The sequence below is a fragment of the Neobacillus drentensis genome, from assembly GCF_036962125.1.
GTDB classification, from domain to species: Bacteria; Bacillota; Bacilli; order Bacillales; family Cytobacillaceae; genus Neobacillus; species Neobacillus drentensis_B.
Genome location: NZ_JBALOA010000032.1, coordinates 1 through 22,161, shown reverse-complemented (window position 1 = coordinate 22,161; position 22,161 = coordinate 1). Strand labels below are relative to the sequence as shown.

25 protein-coding genes are annotated in these 22,161 nt (G+C 37.4%); 20 read left to right on the top strand and 5 right to left on the bottom strand.

Annotated elements, in window-relative coordinates; all coding sequences use genetic code 11:
* The first annotated feature begins 189 nt into the window (after positions 1–189).
* Positions 190–1,437 carry a multidrug effflux MFS transporter gene (locus V7121_RS22060; RefSeq protein ID WP_335547830.1) on the top strand — a complete coding sequence of 416 codons (1,248 nt, stop codon included), beginning with the start codon at positions 190–192 and terminating at the stop codon, positions 1,435–1,437.
* Positions 1,438–1,700: 263 nt separating this feature from the next.
* Here V7121_RS22060 and V7121_RS22055 read toward each other — a convergent pair whose 3' ends face one another.
* On the bottom strand, positions 1,701–2,258 hold the full coding sequence (locus tag V7121_RS22055) for a CBO0543 family protein (protein WP_335495965.1): 558 nt from the start codon (positions 2,256–2,258) through the stop codon (positions 1,701–1,703).
* 359 nt (positions 2,259–2,617) lie between these two features.
* On the opposite strand from V7121_RS22055, the gene V7121_RS22050 reads away from it, so the two are divergent.
* The 8 genes from V7121_RS22050 to V7121_RS22015 all read left to right on the top strand — a co-directional run bounded on the left by V7121_RS22050 (position 2,618) and on the right by V7121_RS22015 (position 8,295).
* A complete protein-coding gene (locus V7121_RS22050) occupies positions 2,618–2,887 on the top strand; it encodes a CD3324 family protein (RefSeq protein WP_335495967.1) in 270 nt (89 codons plus the stop codon).
* Positions 2,888–2,987: 100 nt separating this feature from the next.
* Positions 2,988–3,650: a FusB/FusC family EF-G-binding protein gene (locus V7121_RS22045; RefSeq protein ID WP_335495968.1), complete on the top strand. Its 663-nt coding sequence runs from the start codon at positions 2,988–2,990 to the stop codon at positions 3,648–3,650.
* A 367-nt stretch (positions 3,651–4,017) separates the two neighbouring features.
* Positions 4,018–5,244, top strand: a complete 1,227-nt coding sequence (locus V7121_RS22040; protein ID WP_335495970.1) for a phospholipase D-like domain-containing protein — start codon at positions 4,018–4,020, stop codon at positions 5,242–5,244.
* Between the two features lie 243 nt (positions 5,245–5,487).
* Complete coding sequence (locus tag V7121_RS22035; RefSeq protein ID WP_335495973.1) at positions 5,488–5,943, top strand: DMT family transporter; 456 nt, start codon at positions 5,488–5,490, stop codon at positions 5,941–5,943.
* Between the two features lie 132 nt (positions 5,944–6,075).
* Positions 6,076–6,210: a hypothetical protein gene (locus V7121_RS22030; protein WP_335547828.1), complete on the top strand. Its 135-nt coding sequence runs from the start codon at positions 6,076–6,078 to the stop codon at positions 6,208–6,210.
* Positions 6,167–6,319: a hypothetical protein gene (locus tag V7121_RS22025; RefSeq protein WP_335547826.1), complete on the top strand. Its 153-nt coding sequence runs from the start codon at positions 6,167–6,169 to the stop codon at positions 6,317–6,319. Before V7121_RS22030 ends, V7121_RS22025 begins: the two co-directional genes overlap by 44 nt.
* 392 nt (positions 6,320–6,711) lie before the next feature.
* Entirely contained in the window at positions 6,712–7,005 is a 294-nt protein-coding gene (locus tag V7121_RS22020; protein ID WP_335496032.1) for an antibiotic biosynthesis monooxygenase family protein, read from the top strand.
* 324 nt (positions 7,006–7,329) lie between these two features.
* A complete protein-coding gene (locus tag V7121_RS22015) occupies positions 7,330–8,295 on the top strand; it encodes a DNA/RNA non-specific endonuclease (protein WP_420490739.1) in 966 nt (321 codons plus the stop codon).
* A 185-nt stretch (positions 8,296–8,480) separates the two neighbouring features.
* Here the strand turns inward: V7121_RS22015 and V7121_RS22010 are convergent, their stop codons facing one another.
* Positions 8,481–8,957, bottom strand: coding sequence for a hypothetical protein (locus tag V7121_RS22010; RefSeq protein ID WP_335547822.1), 477 nt, complete (start codon positions 8,955–8,957; stop codon positions 8,481–8,483).
* A gap of 182 nt (positions 8,958–9,139) precedes the next feature.
* On the opposite strand from V7121_RS22010, the gene V7121_RS22005 reads away from it, so the two are divergent.
* Positions 9,140–9,739: a cysteine hydrolase family protein gene (locus V7121_RS22005; protein ID WP_335547820.1), complete on the top strand. Its 600-nt coding sequence runs from the start codon at positions 9,140–9,142 to the stop codon at positions 9,737–9,739.
* Positions 9,740–9,765: 26 nt separating this feature from the next.
* Here V7121_RS22005 and V7121_RS22000 read toward each other — a convergent pair whose 3' ends face one another.
* Complete coding sequence (locus V7121_RS22000; RefSeq protein ID WP_335547818.1) at positions 9,766–10,530, bottom strand: YqcI/YcgG family protein; 765 nt, start codon at positions 10,528–10,530, stop codon at positions 9,766–9,768.
* A gap of 154 nt (positions 10,531–10,684) precedes the next feature.
* Here V7121_RS22000 and V7121_RS21995 point away from each other — a divergent pair, with 154 nt between their 5' ends.
* The 4 genes from V7121_RS21995 to V7121_RS21980 all read left to right on the top strand — a co-directional run bounded on the left by V7121_RS21995 (position 10,685) and on the right by V7121_RS21980 (position 13,891).
* The gene (locus V7121_RS21995) at positions 10,685–12,121 is read left to right on the top strand and encodes a PQQ-dependent sugar dehydrogenase (RefSeq protein ID WP_335547816.1); all 1,437 of its coding nucleotides are present in this window, start codon (positions 10,685–10,687) and stop codon (positions 12,119–12,121) included.
* A 5-nt stretch (positions 12,122–12,126) separates the two neighbouring features.
* Positions 12,127–12,669, top strand: coding sequence for a hypothetical protein (locus V7121_RS21990; protein ID WP_335547814.1), 543 nt, complete (start codon positions 12,127–12,129; stop codon positions 12,667–12,669).
* A gap of 76 nt (positions 12,670–12,745) precedes the next feature.
* Positions 12,746–13,333, top strand: coding sequence for a hypothetical protein (locus V7121_RS21985; RefSeq protein WP_335547813.1), 588 nt, complete (start codon positions 12,746–12,748; stop codon positions 13,331–13,333).
* 174 nt (positions 13,334–13,507) lie between these two features.
* The gene (locus tag V7121_RS21980; RefSeq protein WP_335547811.1) at positions 13,508–13,891 is read left to right on the top strand and encodes a cupredoxin domain-containing protein; all 384 of its coding nucleotides are present in this window, start codon (positions 13,508–13,510) and stop codon (positions 13,889–13,891) included.
* 28 nt (positions 13,892–13,919) lie between these two features.
* Here V7121_RS21980 and V7121_RS21975 read toward each other — a convergent pair whose 3' ends face one another.
* Both V7121_RS21975 and V7121_RS21970 read right to left on the bottom strand, forming a co-directional pair.
* Positions 13,920–15,332 (bottom strand): PQQ-dependent sugar dehydrogenase, encoded by a 1,413-nt coding sequence (locus V7121_RS21975; RefSeq protein WP_335547809.1) that lies wholly within the window; start codon positions 15,330–15,332, stop codon positions 13,920–13,922.
* A 232-nt stretch (positions 15,333–15,564) separates the two neighbouring features.
* Positions 15,565–15,738: a hypothetical protein gene (locus V7121_RS21970; protein ID WP_335495990.1), complete on the bottom strand. Its 174-nt coding sequence runs from the start codon at positions 15,736–15,738 to the stop codon at positions 15,565–15,567.
* Positions 15,739–16,053: 315 nt separating this feature from the next.
* On the opposite strand from V7121_RS21970, the gene helD reads away from it, so the two are divergent.
* The 6 genes from helD to V7121_RS21940 all read left to right on the top strand — a co-directional run bounded on the left by helD (position 16,054) and on the right by V7121_RS21940 (position 22,072).
* Positions 16,054–18,363, top strand: a complete 2,310-nt coding sequence (helD, locus tag V7121_RS21965) for an RNA polymerase recycling motor HelD (RefSeq protein ID WP_335547806.1) — start codon at positions 16,054–16,056, stop codon at positions 18,361–18,363.
* A 199-nt stretch (positions 18,364–18,562) separates the two neighbouring features.
* On the top strand, positions 18,563–19,153 hold the full coding sequence (locus V7121_RS21960; protein WP_335547804.1) for a CBO0543 family protein: 591 nt from the start codon (positions 18,563–18,565) through the stop codon (positions 19,151–19,153).
* Positions 19,154–19,351: 198 nt separating this feature from the next.
* Positions 19,352–19,888 carry a PadR family transcriptional regulator gene (locus V7121_RS21955; protein WP_335547803.1) on the top strand — a complete coding sequence of 179 codons (537 nt, stop codon included), beginning with the start codon at positions 19,352–19,354 and terminating at the stop codon, positions 19,886–19,888.
* A gap of 76 nt (positions 19,889–19,964) precedes the next feature.
* Entirely contained in the window at positions 19,965–20,450 is a 486-nt protein-coding gene (locus tag V7121_RS21950) for a nitroreductase family protein (RefSeq protein ID WP_335495997.1), read from the top strand.
* 39 nt (positions 20,451–20,489) lie between these two features.
* Entirely contained in the window at positions 20,490–21,146 is a 657-nt protein-coding gene (locus V7121_RS21945; RefSeq protein WP_335547800.1) for a class I SAM-dependent methyltransferase, read from the top strand.
* A gap of 185 nt (positions 21,147–21,331) precedes the next feature.
* Positions 21,332–22,072 carry a YwaF family protein gene (locus tag V7121_RS21940; protein WP_335496000.1) on the top strand — a complete coding sequence of 247 codons (741 nt, stop codon included), beginning with the start codon at positions 21,332–21,334 and terminating at the stop codon, positions 22,070–22,072.
* The last annotated feature ends 89 nt before the right edge of the window (positions 22,073–22,161 follow it).

The window sequence follows — 22,161 nt, the reverse complement described above, 5'->3', positions numbered from 1 at the left end:
AAGGGGGGACGGGGTAGAAGAACCGTCCCCCTGTTTCCATTTCACCAATGCTCGAAAATTGGATACGTTTCCATAAAATATAATTGTTTACCCTTAAGCAAGGCTCAGGTTATAATAAAATTTATTATTTTGGATTTCGAAATAAATGCACCAAGAAAAAATACTTCTTTTTTAGAAAGGCGATGAACATTGAATAAACCAACTGGTAAGAAACGAATACAGCTTGCTATACTTCTGGGATCACTTGGACTGTTAGGACCTTTTACGATCGATACGTATTTACCGTCCTTTCCAACGATTGTAAATGATTTTCATACCACGGCTTCACTCGTTCAAATCAGCTTAACCTCATGTTTATTGGGTCTCGGATTAGGGCAATTGTTTATTGGTCCTTTGAGTGATGTGAAGGGACGTCGGCAACCCTTGCTCATCTTTATCAGCTTGTACTTACTTGCTTCGATAACATGTGCGTTGGCGCCCAATATCTATTTCCTAATTATCGCACGATTAGTTCAGGGCTTTGCTGCAGCAGGAGGTCTTGTGATTTCAAGAGCAATTGTTCGAGATCTATTTAGTGGAAGAGAGCTAACCAAGTTCTTTACGATGATGGTGTTAGTCGGTAACCTTGGGCCGATTGTGGCACCGATTGCTGGAGGGGGGATTCTTGCTTTTACTAATTGGCATGGGGTTTTCCTCGCTTTGGCTATTATAGGTGCGGTGTTGCTCGTTACGGTTGCTTTAAAATTAGAAGAAACTCTTCCGGCCGAAAATCGTGTTCCAAGTAATTTACCACAAATCATGAATAATTTTGGTTCTCTTTTCAAAGATCGAACGTTTATGGGCTACGCCCTAACTCAAGGATTTACGACTGCGGGAATCTTCGCCTATGTATCTGGTATTCCATTTGTCTATCAGAATATTTACGGCGTTACACCGCAGCAATTTAGTCTATTATTTGGAACAAATGGATTAGCCTTAATTATAGGAAGTCAGTTGGTCGGCCGTTTCGCAGATGTCATTTCCGAGCGGACTTTCTTAAAAATAGGCTTAGTCACCGCTAATTTATCGGGTGCAATTTTACTCATTGCTCTGTTATTGAAAGCTCCACTGTTCGCCGTCGCGATCCCGTTCTTCTTTTTTATTGCTTCGATTAGTATTATTGGTACCACATCTTTTGCATTAGCGATTGAAACGCAAGGACATATTGCGGGCAGTGCCTCTGCTTTATTAGGTTTATTACCGTTTGTCCTAGGTTCCATATCAGCGCCACTTGTTGGCATTGCAGGGCCAAATTCCGGCCTTCCTATGGGAGTCATCATCTTCGCCACAAGTATTCTGGCGTTCTTTTCCCATTTTGTGTTCGTACGAAAAGGGACACTGCGGATCAGTACGTCTAATGAGCAGTGTTCAATAAAGAGATCCGTATCTAAAATATAAACTAAAAGAAGAACACATTTCTGGTATCTAGAGAATGTGTTCTTCTTTATTTCTCTACATGAGAGCATAAGGGCTTAGATGGTTCCTACCCTCATATTTATTTTCTAAAGTTAATCCTCATATCTAAACCCATCTAATATTAGGTTCGTATAGTCCGTGCTATCCATAAACAACTTTGAGCTTTTTTATGTTCCTATTAAATAACCTTTGATAAATAGAAGAGCAATCGATCTTAATTACAGGTTACTGGCTTATTATTTCAATTAAACTTCTTTCCTGTATGTACCTTTACATTTTTCAACTATAAATTTAATGGTTATACCAAGTGCAATGTAGTAAAGGAAAGAGTACCAATATTTCCATCTTATATAAAAGGTCAAATTCATTGCCTTACTTACTGGTTCGCCGATAAATGCAAATAATAATGACATAATTAATAAGGCTATTATGTAAGACTTCCATTTAAAAAAGAATTGATAAATCAACATATAAGTAACGGACACCATTGACATATCAAATGCCATTGCTCTTGGAGCAATAGGGATAAGTTGTACTGGATAAATCCAAAAACTTAAATCAACACCAAGAGCATCTAAATAAGTGGTAGGAATCGTTGCAAGTGTACCAATCAAAATAATTTCCAATCTTCTTTTTCGATCGCTAAATTTAAGCCATATTATCCATGGGATAATGGCAAATCCAAAGAGAATCCACCAATTCCAAGAAAGTAATTCATATTCCAGCCAATGATTAATGTCCCTTTCAACCATTTTGTGATGTAGTTCATGCATTTTTAATGCTGCTCTTAGATTTTCATTCAAAATATCAACCCGTCTTATTACTAAAATGACATTTCATTTAGTGGTTTTCCTTATTATTAGATCTGTTTTTTAGTTTGTGCATGAAACAAAAAGACATACAAACAAAAAAAATATCACGTCTCACTTCACAAAAGTAGTCGCTCTCAGGCCGATGGTATTGTTATAATGGTGTCAAGAAGGGGGTGCTACACGTTGGAGAATCCTTCAAGATTGTCTGGTACTTCTGCCACTCATGCAAAGCCTAATAAGGAAATGGCGATACTTTGCGTGGGGCAAAACTAAATTAACATTCCTATCGCCTATTTCATCACTTGGCTTTGCACCTTATTTAATCGATAAAAAATAAGGAGCTGGCAGTCTTGAAATATGTAAATGCATGTAACATTTTACCTGAGAATCTTATTAGAGAAATCCAAAAATATGTACAAGGGGAAACGATTTATATCCCGAGGCCTGAAACGACTTTTCGTAAATGGGGCACACTTAGCGGGGGAAGAAAGCTTCTTAATCAGCGTAATTCCACTATAAAAAGCGCCTTCATGAGCGGAACGAGTATACAGAATTTAGCGGATGAACATTTCCTTTCAATCGAAACAATCAAAAAAATTGTGTACACAAAGCACGGGTGATTTTTCCGTGCTTTTTTATGTATAAAATATTTCTTAATCAAATTTTACATATTCCCATCTATCGTTAATCCGTTAAAATAAGTGGAAGGAGCGTGAACGTATGACCGAAAAATATATTAAGAACGTGGATTTTAATTTTATTCAAAATCAGGTGGCCCTGATTAAAGATAGCTACAAAAAGAATGCAGCCCCAAATGTAATCCAGGCCGTAAAGGATTTAGCGAACACGAAAATCAGCGAACTATTTCCAAATGCAACGGACGAGCATAAGGAAATGTTAGACCTTTCTGCGCTTAAATCCGACCAGGAATTTGATAAATACCTACAGCAGCTTCAAGGCTATCGGTTACCATTTCCAAAAATCTCTGATGCACAATTGAAAAAGATGTTTCCCAAAAATAAGAAATTAAAGCTGCCAGATTTAGACAACATGAATTTACATCAGCTAACGTATTTAAGTTGGGTAGATATCAGCACAAATAAGAAGTTTATCGTGTATGAATTAGATGAGAAAATCGTTGGAATTGAATGCAAATACACTGTGCTTCAAAAGGATAATATCTGTTCTTTCTGTCATCGATTTGGCCAGGTTGCCTTTATCTCCACCGTTACCAAAGCGAAAAAGGCAAAAAATCCTGATTACTACAAAGCAATCGGAAATTATATTTGCTTTGATAGCACAGAATGTAACAAAAAAATAACCAATGTCGATTATTTAACCACATTCATGAACGAATCGCTTGGAGAAAAAACTGATCAGTAGAAATTGATGGACTTCCGTTTTAAGGTGCTTTTTATAATCAACACAAGAAAAGACGTATGAACTGGCATACGTCTTTTCCTGTTTTATCAATGGATTTTTTATAAATGACTGTAAATTATACGTAGTTGATATACCCGTTTCATATTTTATTAGAAAACTATTCAAGAAAGGAGTCAAAATTGAAGAAATAGCAAAAATTGCTGGTTAGTTCAGGTGCTTATATATAAAAAAATTAACCCACTAGCTGAACAGATTTTGCTCGTAAGAAACCGGACGAGATAAAGCTTTTGGAGGGCTAATGGAATAGTATTGTCAAGATAACAAAAACTAACAGAATGAAATCGATAATATAAAAAGGAGATCAAATATGCTGAAAAAGATACGGCAAATCATTCAAGTACTCCTAATCGTATTTATCGTCACCTGTTTTGGTTTGCTTGTTTTGGGTAGAATTGACAAAACATCAGCTGAAAAAAGGATGGTATTTGACAAGCAGCCTATCCACTACCCGATTCGTAAAAGTAATATTACTTTGTACACGGACGGGAAACAGTTAAATAATCAATTATTCTCCGATATAAGAACAGCAAAACATTACGTGTATATCAACTTTTTCTCTATTGCGGATGATAAAGTAAGTCATCAGTTTCTAGATTTATTGAGGCAAAAAAGCCAGGAAGGTGTAGACGTATATTATTCAGTGGACAGGATGGGTGGAATTTTACTTAAGAAAAAGGAAAGAGGATCATTGGTTAAAGCAGGAGTGCATTTTTCATATTACAATAAGCCTGCTTTTCCATATCTTTTTTCTACTGTGGATCATCGGAATCATCGCCGTATTTCCGTTATTGATGGAAGGATAGGATACATTGGTGGATTTAACATCGGTAAGAAGTATATTGGTGAAAAAGTAAAACTTGGTCATTGGAGAGATTATCACCTCCAAATACGTGGAGAAGGAGTGCAAGATCTAGAGCGTCAATATCTGTTAGACTGGAAGAAAAACACAGACCAACCCATTCCTGTACACAACACGACAAACGAAAAGGGAACTACCTCGCATCAATTTACTGCCTATTATAGTGGAGAAAAACTAGGTCAGGATTATGCCAGGCTTTTTCAACAAGCTAAAGAGTCCATCATCATTGTTACACCTTATTTTATACCAAACGACAGAACAATTTGGAACGCATTAGTGGATGCAAGAAAAAGAGGAGTTCGTGTCAAAATTCTCTTCTCCCCTCATTCGGATGCACTGTTAGTGAAAGAAGCAGCGTATCCCTATATCCGAAAAGCATTAAAACAGGGAATAGAAGTATACGGTTATAAAAAGGGAGTGATACACGGTAAAGTACTCTTGATTGATAAAAACGTATTGATGGTTGGGACCGTAAATTTTGATTCGCGCTCGTTTCATTTAAATGAAGAAATGAACTGTTATATCCATGACCCGGTCTATATTTCTAAAATTAAGCCAGCCATCAATAAAGACTTCCAAAATTCAAAGCGAGTAACATCCTCTGACGTCAATCAATTATCTCTTAAAGAAAAAATGAAAGAAAAGATTGCAAAAATATTTGAGTATTATTTGTAAAAGGAAGCTCTGAAGAGGGAACATAGTTTCCTTCTTTTTTTGTAGTTGGGGCGGGAATTGAGAAAAATCGAAAGCTTAATGCCAACAGAATGCTAAAAAAGGTGTCTCTGAGAGGTTACTTTCCTGAAGGCAATTTTTGCAGGATTCCCTTTTAATGGGGATGAATTTGATATAATCGGAAGAAGAGTTTTAAATAAATTTAATCCTCTAAACATTTTAAGTAATAACCAATAAGGTGGTTTTATGATGTATATGTTTTTTTATTTACTTTTAGCCATCATCGGCGGCACTTTAATTGGAACACAAGCCGGGATTAATGGTGTATTAGGAAAAAAGATTGGCGTGATTGAAGGTAGTTTTGTTTCTTTTTTTATCGGAACTATCATTCTCTTATTGCTGGCCATCTTTATGGGCAAAGGAGATTTATTAAAAGTAACTACCGTTCCGAAATGGCAGTTATTTGGTGGAGTCCTTGGAGCTGGGTATGTTACGATTATGGTCGCGGTCGTACCAAGAATTGGCGTGGCTTCAGCAATTACAGCTGTCATTGTTGGACAGTTATTAATCAGTGTGACGCTTGATCACTTTGGGATCTTCATCAAACACCCGATTCCCATTGATGGATACCGGATCACAGGTTTAGTCTTATTACTCATCTCGTTGTTTTTGATTTTTAAAGGCAATCATAAATGGTTTTGAGTTAAACTTAGTGATAGATAACCACTGAAATGAAACCTAGCCTCGCAGTAATTATCAAAAATGGGGCATGTAAAAAAGAGAAGGAGTCTATAAAATAAATGATAAAAAGCAAAACTAAAACCAGGTGTAAAAATGGAAGAATATCTACAATTAGCTAGAGAGGTTATTTCAGAAACCAGGAAAGAAAAAGGATTTATCAAGTACACCCTTCATGAAGATATCAATGAATCCGACTATCCTTACCATGCTCGAAGAATGGGTGGATGAAGAGGCTTTAAATCTACATAATAAAAGTAAACATGTTATGAAAATTGTTCCAGAGCATAGAAAGCTTCGAGAAAGTACAGAAATCAACCTTTATCGAGAAGTAGAATAATTCTGGTCCTTTAAAAGTCCCGACTAACTGACTCCATTAAAGGGCACGGTTATAGATAATTAAAAGCCTAATTCCTCGCAAAAAAACAAAGGAATTAGGCTTTTTTTTCTTAATCCTTTCTCTTCCATGTTCTTCCACCTTGCTCCGCGTTAGTGAAAGTAGCGATTTATAAATTTATTTTCATTTAATTTTAGCAAAAAAGAAACCTAACCCATGATCTTGTAGAACAGACCCTTGTAAAGCTGAACTATTTTCCACCAAATTTTGCTCTTCAACTGATATGGTTGTGGTAACATTTTTTCCTCTAGCTACATCACTAACGGGCAGGATAGTTTAACAAAAAGCCAATTAATACCGTAGTAATGTTATACTTTCAAAAAGGGGGAATTTCGTTGATATTGGAAGCTGTATTACTCCAAGTTAAGAAAGGAATGGAAGTAGAATATGAAGAAGCATTCCGTGTTGCATCAAAAATTATATCCTCTATGAAAGGTTACATATCCCACGAATTAAAGCGTTGTATTGAAGTTGAAGGGAAATATTTACTACTGGTAAAGTGGGAAACACTAGAAGATCATACAGTTGGATTTAGACAATCTAACGAGTATCAAGAGTGGAAAAAGCAATTACATCATTTTTATGACCCATTTCCAACCGTTGAACATTTTGAAAACGTAAAACTTTAATATTGTTATTGACCTATAGAGGCGATTCTTCAATAACGAAGGGTCGCTTTTTCCTTATTGAAGTAACGGACCAGGTTTCTTTTACTGTCGTAGAGAATAAAGATAATAACGAAGAGTTGGAGCGTTTTAGAACTGCTGTTGAGGATATTAACAGGGATATATTTGGGATAATAATATCTGCATCTTACTTATTTTTTCTTGATTGGGGTCAATTGAAGTACCGGCCAGTTTAGATAATTAAGGATTCATTACTAAAAATAGGTATTCCAACAAAAGATCAAAAAATGTGATATTGTTTAAATATAATTTGTCAGGGGTATAAACATGAAAAAGGAGTGCAGAAGTGTGAACAAAAGAATATTTTTGATTTTATTTACTGTGATTGTAATGTCTGTATTTGTGGGTTGCGGACAAATCACTGAACAAACTTCGTCAAAAAAAGTGCAATCATCAACGAGCACGGCTTCTAAGACTGTTGAAGACAACAAAAGTGTTCCTGCATCTGGCACTTTAAAGGAAACAGATAAAACGGACGGATTTGATTACAGCAAATATACCCTAATTGTCGTAAACGGTGGGGCAATGACAGGAGATAGACAGCCGAATGTCAAAGTAGATGTTGGATTTGGAGAACGGGAGTATTGGGCGTATACAAATGAATACGGTCAGCTAATTCGTGTTGAGGCGAAAAAAATAACACTTCAAAATCCGAATACGGAACATGTTTTGTCGTCTGGTAGATATTACTCTGATGAAGCAAATGTTCCTGGTACAGAGAGTCCAACCTTGGATAAAGGGCATGTGATTGCTGACTCGCTTGGGGGAGTATCAAACGCATATAACATTACACCTCAGGACAGCATTCTCAATCGACACGGCGATCAAGCTTATATGGAAAAAGGGATTCGAGATGCAGGAGGTTGTACTGATTTTGTAGCAGTGATTCAATATCCAAATACTCAGACGCAAATTCCTAACCATTATAAATTCACATACAAACTTCAGGGCAGATCCATTACAGATGAATTTGACAATGTAAACCCAGATGAAGTGAACAAAAATTTAGGGAAAACGACGGGTACTAGCAGTACACCGCCGAAAACAGACAATGTACCTGAAAACGAAACGGGAAATAGTAATGAAGATGTCAGTAAAGTGGATACCGATCATAACGGAAGTGTTACGATCGCTGAAGCCAAAGCAGCGGGCTTTCAAATGCCAATTACGCGCGATTCATGGCTCTATAAATATATGGATGATCGAGATGGTGATGGCTTAGTAGGTGAATAAAAGGGGATACGACTCCCATGCGTTTATGGACTATTTTAAAAGGACAGTAGAAATTGAAGAGTTTACAATTTTATTAAACTAAGTAAAAGTGCGGATCTCCTGGCTCTATCTTTTACACGCAGGGGAAATTGATGCAAGAGGAAAAGATAAATAGTTATAAAAAATAGAAAAGAGCTTGAAGTGATTCAAGCTCTTTTAGTGCTGTAACTGGTATTAATTTTAGAAATGGTCAACCACATCGAAAGAAACATCAATATTCCAAAAATGTCAGAAACAATGATCCCTCTACCGATAAATAAACGTTCATAATGAAATAATGGTGTATTGTAAATGGCAATAAAAATGGATAGGACGCCAAAAATAAGACTAAGTTTGTTTTTCGTTATTTTATAGAAGAAATACAAAAGAGTAGAATAAGCCCAAAATTGCGAATCATACCAAGCGTGTGATAGCCTAATCTCTGCCTTTGAATGGAAATAAAGTAAAACTAGACCTAATAAAATGAGAAAGGCAAGAATGGGAGCAAATTTCACCAACGTTAAAAGCTTAAAAAAACGGTTATTTATTTTGTCCTTTTTTTGATTAGATTTAAGTAATTTCTTAGTCATAGCACGATTAAAATAAATAAACACTAAACTGCAAGTAAATATTAAAATCTGCATTATTTTCACCATCCATATTTTTTACCTCTAGCTATAAATAAGTTAACACACAATAGGGAAAATTTGTATTACTTATGTGAAAATTATTCATTCCTCTGAACACACACATATAAGGCATTTTGGATAGGGGGCATCTTTTTACATATCCTATAGAAAGATTCTAACAGGATAGGAGCAATTTGATGAAAACTATTATGAATCCACCGGCTTTATTAGTCCTAGACGTGCAAAAAGGGTTTGACGACCCATCCTGGGGGAAACGGAACAATCCCCAAGCAGAGGAAAATATCTTAAAACTGTTAACCGAATGGCGCGAGCGAGGATGGGAGATTATTTATTCTCAGCATCTATCACTGCTTCCCAACTCCCCACTAAACTATCAAAATAAACTAGGAATTGAGTTTAAGGAGATCATTAAACCCTTACCCAATGAGCTTGTCTTTCAAAAAAATGTAAACAGTGCATTTATTGGGACTAAATTAGAAACTCACCTGAAGGAAAAGCAAGTGACAACTGTGGTGATAACAGGGTTGTCTTCCCAGCATTGTGTATCGACCACTACTAGGATGAGTGGAAATTTAGGGTTTGATACCTTTCTAGTTGAAGATGCGATTGCTGCTTACGAGATTACAGACCAAAATGGAACGTACCATCACCCTGAGGATGTCCAAAAGTTTGAAGTGGCGGCTTTACATAAAGAATTTGCAACGATTGTTACTACACAAGAAGTATTGACCCAGTTGCAGCAACTAAAAAAACAACCCCAACAAAATCAAAGTTAAACAGCGCTGGCATCTCCAGCGCTATTTTATTTGGAATGTTTTTTTTCTTCCTCTACCATTCGATGGAATGGGCATTTGGATATCGCTGTGTCATCATCATGAAGAAAATATTGCTTCCATTCATAATTATCAGCCTTCCCATACGTATTCAAATCGGGATGAATGTCAATGGAGTCATAGTTTTCAAGTCTTTTTCGGACCTGTTTGCGAATCTTTTTAGCATAGTCTTCTGATTTGCCAAATTCCGTTAATACCCATCTGGGCGTAATGGCTAGCATATACACATTAAAATGTCTACTTTTTCTATTTTTGTGTGAAGGGGTAGCACAGTACATAAAATATTGTTCCCCATGATAACAAAACTCCCATAGCGGGTTATGCGGATCAACTGGAATGTGATTAGGCCATTCTACTTGATCTAGTTCGGCCAAGCCACTAAGATGTTCCCAAAAAATCTGTTCAAATTGTTCCACTGTATACACCTGTTTTAGGTCACTAGGCGTGTCGAAAAATACGATGAGCGAGGTATAATTACCAAACTCTTTCGAGTGGTTCGTATAGGTGGTTAAAAGTTGTCCGAGCTCCATGATCGAGGATTCAGAACGGGGATCTCCAAGAAAACCATAACGAAGCTGGTTCAAGCCGAATCCTTGAGTAGCAGGTATACATGGAAATGGATGCTCATTATCTTTCATTTTTGCTTCAAACTTTTCTAATGCACATCTTTGCCAATGTAGTAATTGTTCTTTATTTGAAGGATTGTTTAAAAATAAAGCGTCTATGTCAATCACCTCCCAAGGGCTCATATAGTATATTCATGGTTCACCTCCCTAGGTGATTGTCCACTAGTAAACTGGGCTGTAACAGGTGGGCTGCTAGGATGGAATAGGAAATTATTACCTAGCTAATACTGTAATTGAAACTGTTCAAATTGGAGGAAAATTGATGAAGATTGCCACTTCCCAAACGAATGAACGAATCATTCATTTACCGACTAGTGCTCGGCCGCTTATTAATCCAGATGATGTTTGGGTCCCAGAAGGGTATGAAGTTGAAGTTGTCGCAGCGGGCCTTTCCTTTCCTACTGGTATGGGGTTTGCTGATGATGGTTCCCTATATATTCTAGAAGGCGGCAGTACTTGGCCGACCAGACCTGCTATGCCGCCACGGATTTTACGTTTACATCCATCAGGTGAGTTAGAAGTATTTGCTGTGGAAACTTTAGGTGGGCCACGAGGAATTAGTTACCGTGATGGATATATTTATGTTAGTTGTAAGGGCGGTTATCTCGCTCGGATTGTACGTTACGATGTAAAAACCAAAGAAAGACAGGTGTTAATTGAAACGATTCCAAGTGGGGGCTGGCATGAGCCTGGTGGCCCGGTATTTAGCCCATTGGATGGTCTGATGTATTTTGCTAATGGCTCTGTTTCTCAAAACGGTGTTTGTTTACCTTCAGGATTTACCGTCGATTTAGCCAAACATCCTCATGCCCATGATATTCCCGGAGCAGACATTACGTTAACCGGAAACAATGTCACATCCAGGAATCCACTCATGCCCTTTCCGTTCTTAACAGAGACAGGACCATTCAAACCTTTTGGAAATCCAGCTAAAAAAGGGGAAGTGATCAAAGGGGAGCTATGGTGTTCAACGGGACTATGGCGTTCAAAGCCAGATGGAACAGACGTTGAACTTGTTGCCTGGGGGCTCCGTAACCCTTATGGTTTAGCTTTTAATGAGGATGGAGAGTTATTTGCTTCCGATAATTGTTTAGAGGAAAAAGGCGAACGTGCGGTTGCAGGTGATCCTGATCGGATTTGGCATATTCGTAAGGCGAAAACTCCTCATGGCAGTATCCAAAAGCCTGACTGGTATGGTTTTCCGGAGATGCGGGCAGATGGGGTTCCTGTTTGGGATGAGAGATGTAAGCCGGCAAAAGGGAAGGCTGCCGAAAAACTGATTGAAAATCCACCTGAGTGGGCTGGGCCACCTGTCTATCTCGAAAAGCCTCATTCTGCAATGACGCAGATGGATTTTTGTCGGACGGATTTCTTTGGCCATAGAGGTGAGCTATTCGTGACGGAATGGGGGACATATGCACCCTTAAATTCTCCACATGAAAAGGATCTCAACAATGGATTTAGTGTTGTCAGAGTAGATGTAGAGAAGGGAACTTCAGAGGTTTTTCTAAAAAATAAACAGGCAGGTGCGGCTTCTTCTCAGCAAAGTGGCGGAATTGAGCGACCTGTTGACTGCAAATTCCATCCAGATGGAAAGAGTTTGTACGTGTTAGACTTTGGCTATTCGCCTGTCACGGAAGGCTATATTCAAGCCTACGCTCATACCGGTGTTTTATGGAAAATAACAAAGAAGGGGTGAGAACCATGGCCACCATTTTAATCGAACTGGATGAACAAACCCGTTCCAAGCATTTGAACCAGATGGAGAAGTGGTTTGAACATGTGTTGACTACTCAAATGTCCTTAGAAAATAGCTTGCAAAAAACGATCCCTATCATTACAGAACCCCATATTAAAGAAGCTTTCCTAAAGATTCAAGATGCTGCAAGAGCGCATTCCTCAGCAGCGGAAGATTTATTTAAGGCGATCCATCGCTCTGCAGATGCGGCCAAAGATCGTGCCCTTGCTAACATAAATACTGCAGTGCAGACCGGACTTTTTTCATTTCAGGAATTGCTGGGAGGAGCAGTTGGATCATGGAAGGGAATTCACCAGTTATTGCTCATGAACCATCAAGCAATGGGTGCGTTTGCCGTGGCCGAACAATTAGGTTTATCGATTGGCATGAAAGAAGTCGTCAACATTGCCTTTCCAGTGGTTCATGAAAAAACGATGCACCAGTTACTTTTACAAGAATATATGCTTGAAATGGCACCGGTCTCAATCCTATACCAAGAGAATGTTTAAAAAAAGACAAAGTTACAGGAATAGAATTTGGCATAATCCTTTGATTTAGCGCATTTACCTATAAGGGGGGTGTCAAATGAGGACATTCATAAATAGAGTAACATCGAGAATCTTGGGCCCTGTGTTGCTAACGAATATTAGCGATTATCCCAAAACAACCCGGCTTGTTATCGGTGCTCTGTTAGGTTCAATCGCTGTGATTTTTCAATCTGCCGGCATTTTTACAGGTGTGGGTTACATCTTAAGTATGATGACAACAGGTCCGATTGTCCTGGCAACGCTGCTGTCGGCCAGAATTGGCGGTTTGACCTTTTTGGTTACGATTATCCTATTGGCGATCGTTCAGCCGAGTGAATTGCTGGTATTTCCGTTTACGACCGGATTATTAGGTCTAAGCTTAGGCATCGGTCTTACTTATTTTAAAAGGACTCTTCTTATTGTGGCATTTTCATCCGTTTCTTTAACCCTTGGAATCTGCTTGCTATTATATGGATTAAAATTCCCGATTCTAGGGCCATCTGTATCCTCTCATTTTAGCATTTTTGTCATCTTAAGCATTTTTGCCTTTTCCTTCTTGTACAGTTGGATCTGGCTGAAATTGAGTATCCATGCTTTTAAGATGATCCATAAAGTCGTTTTTCGTCGGTATTCTTATGATAAATAGAATAGGGATTTATTCGAATGAAGCAGTTTCCGATAACTGCTTCTTTTTTATGCCATGGAAATAAAAATTTAATCACTCATTAATGAATTCAGTTGTCCATTACCAGCTATTAATTTTTCGTAATAATACTTGCTGAACAGGGCAAAATAGTAGCTTAGGAAGGAGGGAGTACAAATGTCTATGAAAAATTGGTTCAATGGATTGAAGATTATACTTGCAAGTACCTTAGTTGTGATAGCTCTAAGCCCACTCAGTGTATTTGCTGAATCTGGTGTCGACACACAGACTAATGGGTCTGCTGTCGAGGTCAAGATGTACGATGATTCCTTTAATCCAAAAGAAATCACTATTCCAAATGGAAAAACGACCACGTTGATTTTGAAAAACACAGGTAAGAAAAAGCACACGTTCACAGTGGAAAAGCTTAGAATTGATGCTGAAGTCCAGCCTGGACAAGAGAAGACCATTACCGTGAAGCCGGATAGACCCGGTACATATGAATTCATATGTCGTTACCATTTCCAAGAAGGAATGGTTGGAAAACTAATCGTTAAATAAGAAGCAGGGTGATTTTGGCCCTGCTTCATCATGGAACTATTTCAAAAACCGTACCTTGGTGATAATCAGTCACTTTCATTGAGCTATAACTCCCTAAATATACTCTCGTTTGATCCAGATTCGTTCCCAAACCAACATAATAGGCGTTTTGGGCTCCAAAATGATTATCCGTTTGAATCACACTATAATCATTTAGTTTACTATCTGTTCTTACCCTGGTATAAGCTAGCACTCCTCGAACAAGTTGCGATTCTTCTTTTCGGGCAAGATCGGTAAACAAAATGCTCCCAGTTAAATCGGGAATCCCATTCCCCATATATGTCTGGACTCCTGTCAGAGCTGTTCCTTCAAACTTACCGGGTCTTTGATCTTTATGATAATAACTTGTTATCGGCTGGATACGCATTACAGACGTGTTGACCGCTTCATCGAAATAAGCAATTGTCTTCTCATCCAATTGGGGATTATTAGAGCAGGCCCTTACAATCGAAGTAGGAAAGGGACCTTCCCAGCCTCGCCAACCAAAATTTATTATCCCTTCTTGGTCATGTACAGTTTTTATTAAGAAGTCTTGAACAAGCTGCGTAACTGGTAGTGGCTTAAATCGAACGAATGAAAAAATGGACTCGATGAGGTCTTGACCAACAAATCCCACATATTTAATAAACTGATTATTAACCCTTTGAAATGAAATACCTGGTATATTGCGAACGCCTTTGGCTATTACCGTAAGTGATTCCTGAAGTGGTGCGGGAAGTTCATTAAATCGTGTGACTACGGGTGGACTAGCGATAAAGGTATTCTTATCTACGTCAATTTCAATGATTTTACCGGCTATTTCCATATTATCCTGGCTTAAATTAAAGGGATCATAGCCTGATCCGCCATCTCCGGTGGTTAAAACAAGTTTACCTGTTTCAGGTGAAAAGTTAAGGCTATTGATACCATTATGATTCATAAATGGCCTTCTTATGTTAAGTAATGTCCGCCGTTTCTGGGGTTGACCATTCGATTGTAAAATCCATTCTTCAACTGTATCAATGTGGTCAAATTGAGCCTCTCTATTTATCCACCTTAGGTTTAAGGTTTTGGGATCACATGGGTTAGGTTGAAAACCTTCAGAAAGGCCACCTGGTCCTTGTGTTCCTGCAAGTGAATAATGAAGGTAAAATAAACCGTTGTAATAAAATTTGGGATGAAACGCGAGCCCTAGCAATCCCCGTTCATCATATCCACCACCAGAACCACCTAGTTTGATGATTCGGTGGCGAATATCTAAAAAGTTCCTTATAGCTCCATTTCCTATGTAAAAGATCTCTCCCATCTGGGTTGCAATAAATAATCGTTCAATGGAGTCACCTGGAAGGATCGTGGTTTTCAAAACAGTGGGTAAATTGATCCTATTTACAATCGGCCGTAAACTGACCTTAACTTTTTTCAATTAACTTTACACCCCGTTCTTATGTTTTTGTTTTTATAAGAATATGATTAGAACTTTTTAATTAGTCCCTGGGAATCACAGTGGGGGATAAATGGCTACATTCTTTTTAGTAAAAAAAATAAAGGAGAACACATTTCGATAACCAGCGAATGTGTTCTCCTTTATTTGTCTACTATTAATCTCATTAAGAACATAAAAGTTAGGATTTTCCTTTCATCATATTCTATCTAAGTTAATCAGTATATCTAACACCCTTTAAGATCATATCAACCTTAACCTTTGTATCTTTGACAATATTTTTTCGAAATTCTTTTGCTTTCTTGAACGCTTCCATCATTCCTGATGCGATAATCTTAATTTCTCTTGTACCTACCGGTTCTTCTAAGATAAAAATATATTCTTTCATGCTGCTTCACCTCTCAAGTTGTAATTTTAATATAATTATATAGGAAAATGTAAGCGATTTCTATAACTAATTTGTGAACGTTTTCACTAATTTAACTATCATTGGTTCTTCCGTTCAAGATCGTTCTGTCGCCATCTATATTACTGACACCAAGTATTGTATTCTCATTTATCAGATGGTAAAATATAACTTCATTGTGAAAGAAAGCATCTGCATGAATTTGTAGATGTTTCTTTTTGTCTGGAATTTTCTAATACGTTTTTGAAGCCTGTTTAAAAGGTTATGAGGCAGTTTGAGAGGAGACTGATTAAGAGAATGAGCCAGAAAAAAGGAAAATCAGTTCTTTATCATAAGGATTATCAAGCAGAAGTGGAACGCTTAGAGTTTACGAAGGAATATATTAAAAGCGTCTTGGAAATTTCAGAGGGAAATAAAGAACAATTTGTTGAGAATCTGAAAGAAGCCTTTGCGGACCTTGATACGTCAGATAGTAGTTTAAGCTATATGACCCTGCTCACCAATGCTCAATACTTAGAACTAGCTGAAACGGAACTAGAGAGGTTAACGAGCATCATCGGTAAACCGTATTTTTCGAGAATTAACTTCACCAGCAGCGGGGAAAGCGAGGAAGAGATTTTATATATCGGGAAGGCCTCCTTGTTTGACCGTGTGAATCAGATTCCGATTATTGTCGATTGGCGCTCGCCGATTGCAAATGTGTATTATGATGGTCGTTTGGGTGATGTTACTTACGAAGCCTATGGTGAAACGCAAAGCGGCTACTTATCTCTAAAGAGACAGTATGAGATAGAGGACGGAATCTTAAAAGAGATTAGAGATATTGATTTAACCACGCATGATGAATTATTGCAAAAATCCTTAGCAGGAAAAGCGGATAATCGCTTAACCGAAATTGTCGCGACCATTCAAAATGAGCAAAATGAAGTGATCAGAGCTTCTCTTAAACACCCCATCATCGTTCAAGGAGCGGCCGGAAGTGGAAAAACAACGATTGCGCTCCATCGCATTTCTTATTTTCTTTACTCATCCGGCTATCGATTCCCACCCGAAAAATTAATGATTCTCGCACCCAATCGATTGTTCATCGATTATATTTCCGCGGTACTGCCTGATTTAGGCGTCAATAAAATCAAACAAACGACCTATATTGATTTTATGAGAGAGTGCTTAGGGAAGAAAATTAAATTAATCTCTCCGAATTCGAAATTAATGGCCCTAATTAAAGGGGAAGTGAAAACCAGATGGATCCAGTGGATCTCGAGTTATAAAGGCTCCCTCGATTTTAAGGAGTTAATCGATGGATATTTAAAGGAAATTGAATTAACTTTGGCCCCTTCAGAGGATTTTAACGTGGAAAAATACCTGTTGATGAAGGGGAAAAAAATCAAAAGGCTGTATTTAAGGGAATTTCAATACTTACCGATTTATAAACGATTGGAAAAGATTAAAAATATCTTAGCCAATGACTTAAGAATTAAAAAATCCATTATTCTAACGAAAATTAACAGTAAGTATGAAGAAGCCTTGGAAAAAGCCTTGTTTAAAAGCAAAATGGATCCAGAAAAACGAAGAGAAAAAGTGGTCTCGTTTATGGATACGAAAGAAGAAAGACTACTTAATGTAGAAAAAGAGTCGAAGGCAGCTGTCAAAAAATATATGGATGCCTTTGTTAAAAAAGATATTTTTACGCTATATAAGGAACTGATGACATCTACTGAACTTCTCCAGCGGTATGCACCTGCCTTATCAGAAATGGAGTGTCAAAAGTTAAGTGCCTATAGTCAGAGGATTTTTGCTAAAAATGCGCTCGAACTTGAGGATTTTGCCCCGTTATTCTATATGAAGGCCAAGCTAGAGGGAATCGAAGAACCTTATAAAATGAAAAGTGTTTTCATTGATGAGGCCCAAGACTTTAGCTATTTTCAATTTGCCTCCCTAAAAGCAGGGTTCGAAACCGATTTGTTTACGATTGTGGGCGATTTAGCCCAAGGAATTCATTCTTATCGAGGATTAAACAGCTGGGCTCCATTGGTTCACGATATTTTCCCTGATGCGAATTACAAAACGCTGCAAAAGAGCTATCGAACAACGGTCGAAATTATGCATTTAGCCAATGAGATCCTTTCAATTATGAATAAAGACATGCCAAAAGTACAACCTGTCATTCGCCATGGTGACAAACCAGCGTATACGAAAATTGATCCGGCAAATTTAGCTGAAGTAAGAAATGTGATTGAACGAGATATCCACTCACTCAAAAAAGATGAATTGAATTCGATTGCGATCATTGGGAGAACCGATAGTGAGTGCATTAGAATTCATCAAATGCTAGAAAATAGCAATCTGCCAATTCAGCTATTAGAAGAAAAGCAGGATATGCAAAAGGGCAGTGTGGTCATCTTGCCGTCTTATCTTTCAAAAGGATTGGAGTTTGACGCTGTTCTAATTGTTACATTAGAAGAAACGTATTCGGAAGAAGAAGTAGATATTAAATTGTTGTATGTGGCGATGACTAGACCGATGCATCGATTGTATTTATATGGGGATTCCCCGGCTCGATTATTATTGGATAAAGTAACCTCAGACTATTTTGAAATGAAGTGAATTAAGGAATGAGTATCTTTGTCAATTAGAGATTAAATTTGCAAAAGTAACGAAAGCTAATTAGAAAAAAACCAACAGTCAAAACATAAGTTTGCCGTTGGTTTTTTTCATATAAAGTTAGGAATGATATTGCTTCCATAAATAAATACTATCAATAATGTTCAATCAAAGGTTGACCACTGCTAAAGAAGAAATAGAAATGATGAGGCCAATGAACTATATAGAAATTAGCATATTAATAATTATTATTTTCACAGGATTAGGATGTTTATACTTCATTCGATTGGATTGGAAACGGTACGGTGCATTATATATAATCAGTGCCTTTTCATCAAATGTAGTATGTTATATATTTACTTTTATTGGATTTTACTCATTTCCGGATAAAATATTACATAACCATTTTTTGATTCCTTATAAATTAGTTTCAACTCTTTTTCCGTTTATAACATTATTCGGGATTCGATATAGTCCTAAACAATGGATATGGAAAATCCCTTTTTATTGGGCGATTGTTCATTTAGGAGTATTGGGCGAAGTGATATTAAAAAGCACAACGGTTTTTACTTTTGAGCCTGAATGGGATTTGTGGGACAGTTACACATTATGGTGGCTGAACTATTTGTTATTTGAACTGTTAGGGGGAAAAATTGTTCCCGAACATTTAAGAAAACCTATAAATGGCGAATTTTTTAGATATGGTAAATGGGCTTGGATTGTGTTTCATATAATAGTTATATCCACCATTTTCTTAGCTGGAGTTTATGTGGGAGTTACAGTGTTTAAGTAAAATCACTAATAAATATATTTAAAGTCCTTTTGTAAATACGCATAGGGACTTTTTTCATGTCTATTGGGTTGGATTATGGTTCTGTAGCTTGTTTTTTGGAGAGTATTTTTATATCGAAAAAAATAATCGATATATCTATTGCTTTGATCTATTATATCGATTAAAATTTATCGTAATAAGTAGAAAGGAGGGTTTATATTGACTTTCGATAAAAAAGCCCATCATCGGAAGGATGGGAAAAAGAAGCCGGCGAAACGGAGGGGGCTAATCCAAATTGCCGTCATTCAGCTGCTGAAAGAAGAGCCCCGGCATGGCTATGAAGTGATGAAGCTGTTGGAAGAGCGGAGTGAGGGGGTCTATTCTCCAAGTTCTGGAACGATCTATCCAGCTTTGCAGGATTTATTAGAACGAGGATTGATTTCCATTGATGAACAATCGGATAAAAAAGTATACACGTTAACACCTAACGGCTTTGCATTTCTGAAGGAGAAAGTTCATGACGAGGATGAGGTCTTTTGGAGGGAATGGCGGCTTCATTTAACGTGGAAGCAATCGAAGGAAGCTTTGTTACTGCGGGAAGAGATGGATCAATTCCAATTAGAGTTTCAATACGCTGTAAATACGGTCTTGCATGATCCATCACTTGCACTGGAATTAGTCGAAATCATTAAAAGTGGAAGGGATCAGCTTGTTCAGTGGTCAAACCAGAAGCAGCAAAACCTTTCAAACGACTAAAAAATTAGGAAATTTTTTGCGACTACTTGAAATAGAATAGGCTATGGAAAATTATCGAATTGTAGGAGGAACAATTATGGAAATTTTAGAGGTCATTTATTCTCGACGTAATATTAAAAAATTCAAAGCTGATCCGGTCAGTCTGGAGCAAATCACTAAATGGCTGCAAGCTGGAACAATGGCTCCTAATCATCGATTGACTCAACCATGGGAAGTGTATGTAGTTGGTGCGGAAACAAGAGCAAAGCTAAACCACAAAACGAACTTCTGTCAAGCTCCTGTTGTCCTTGCTATTTTATCCAAACATGGCGCTACAGAAATTGAAACGACCGAAAACGCACTTGCGACTGCTTGCTTTGTGCAAAATATGAATTTAGCTGCTTGGGCTGAGGGAGTTGGCACCTTCTGGTCATCAATGGGAGGTGCTCCAAAAAACCGTGAAATATTAGGTGTTCCAGATGGCTATGACGTAATCGGCGTATTTGGGATTGGGTATCCAGCAGAAATCAATCAACCGAAAGAAAGAACACCGATTCAAGAAAAAATGAAGCATCTTTCATAAGAAATGAATAGAGCTAATATTTGTAAGGAGACTTAAGGTATGACAGAAATATGGGAATCAAGTTTTATCGAAAATCAAATGATGTGGGGATTTGAACCTTCAGACTCTGCCATCTTGGCAAAAGACTTTTTCCTTGAAAAGAAAGTTAAGGATTTATTGATTCCTGGTATTGGATATGGTAGAAATGCAAAGGTTTTTATTGACAACGGAATGAATGTTACAGGTATTGAGATTTCAAAAACAGCGATTGGCTTGGCAAGGCAAAATGGGTTGAATATGGATATATTTCATGGTTCAGTCACCGTTATGCCTTTTGATAATAAGCTTTATGATGGTATATTTTGTTATGCACTGATTCATTTATTGAATCAACGTGAAAGAGATAAGTTTATCAAAGATTGCTTTCATCAGTTAAAGCCAAACGGATATATGATTTTTACCACTATTTCTAAAGAAGCCCCCATGTTTGGAAAAGGCAAACAACTGGGTAAAGACTATTTCGAGATCATGGAAGGAATGAAAATGTTCTTTTATGATACTGACTCGATTAACCAAGAATTTGGAAAATACGGACTGGTAGAATCTTCAGAAATTGTAGAGCCGCATAAGAATATGAATAATAAACCCCCTTTTAAATTTATCATGATAAAATGTCAAAAAAACTTACTTAAAATAATTATGGCTGATGATGATTAGACCGATAAAAACAATAATTTGATCCTCCCTGCTTCATTTGAGGCAGGTTTATTTTTTATATTGAAGTACTATGGTCGATAAAAGGTGATGTTGGATAACTTAATATATCGTGTCAGATTTTTTTGGAGTTGAATACAATTAAGAATAGCGGCATTTCAATGTACAGCGAGAGGTGGTGATACATCATGTTTTCTGTTACAGGAATGCAGAATTTCGAGTTGTTTTCTACAGCCCATATAGGATGGCTAGTGCTATTCTTTGCTGCATGTTTTGTACTCGTGTTATTAAGAAAAAACCGAGAGAAATACCAACGGACCCTTAAATGGACTCTGTTCCTCCTTCTGCCGGCATGTGAGATCTCCCTCCAGTTATGGTTAATCCTAACCAAACAATGGGAGGCGAGTAATCTTCCTTTACAACTTTGTTCACTCAGTTCTTTTTTGGCGATGCTTTTATTCCTGAAAAAGAATAACAAGGTGTTTTATTTGTTATATTTTATCGGTATTCTTCCTCCCATTTTAGCAATGGTTACACCAGAAATGGCCTACACATTCCCTCATTTTCGCTTTATCGAATATTTCCTTCACCATTCTGTTATTCCATTAGCCTCCTTTTACTTTATCCTTTATGAAGGGTATAGGGTTCCCAAGCATGCGATTTTCTTTAGCTTCGTAACAGTCAATCTTATCGCTGTCCCAATCTATTTCTTAAATCTTTTACTTGGCACGAACTTTTTCTATTTAGCGAGTCCAACGGAAGCTAAAACGATACTAACCTTTTTCGGCAGCGGGATTATGTATTACATTAATCTTGAAATCGCTGCATTGATTGTATTTTTTATTACGTATCTACCGATGGGTGTGCTCCTATCAATTGAAAATAAACAACAAAAAGGTGATGAAAACAAGGCAACGGAGTTAAGTTGAGAATCCCTTAATAAAAGTGGAGGATACCAAAAAGTTACCTTTAAGTTATCTGTAAAAGTACCAATTGATTTATAACATAGAAACAGCAA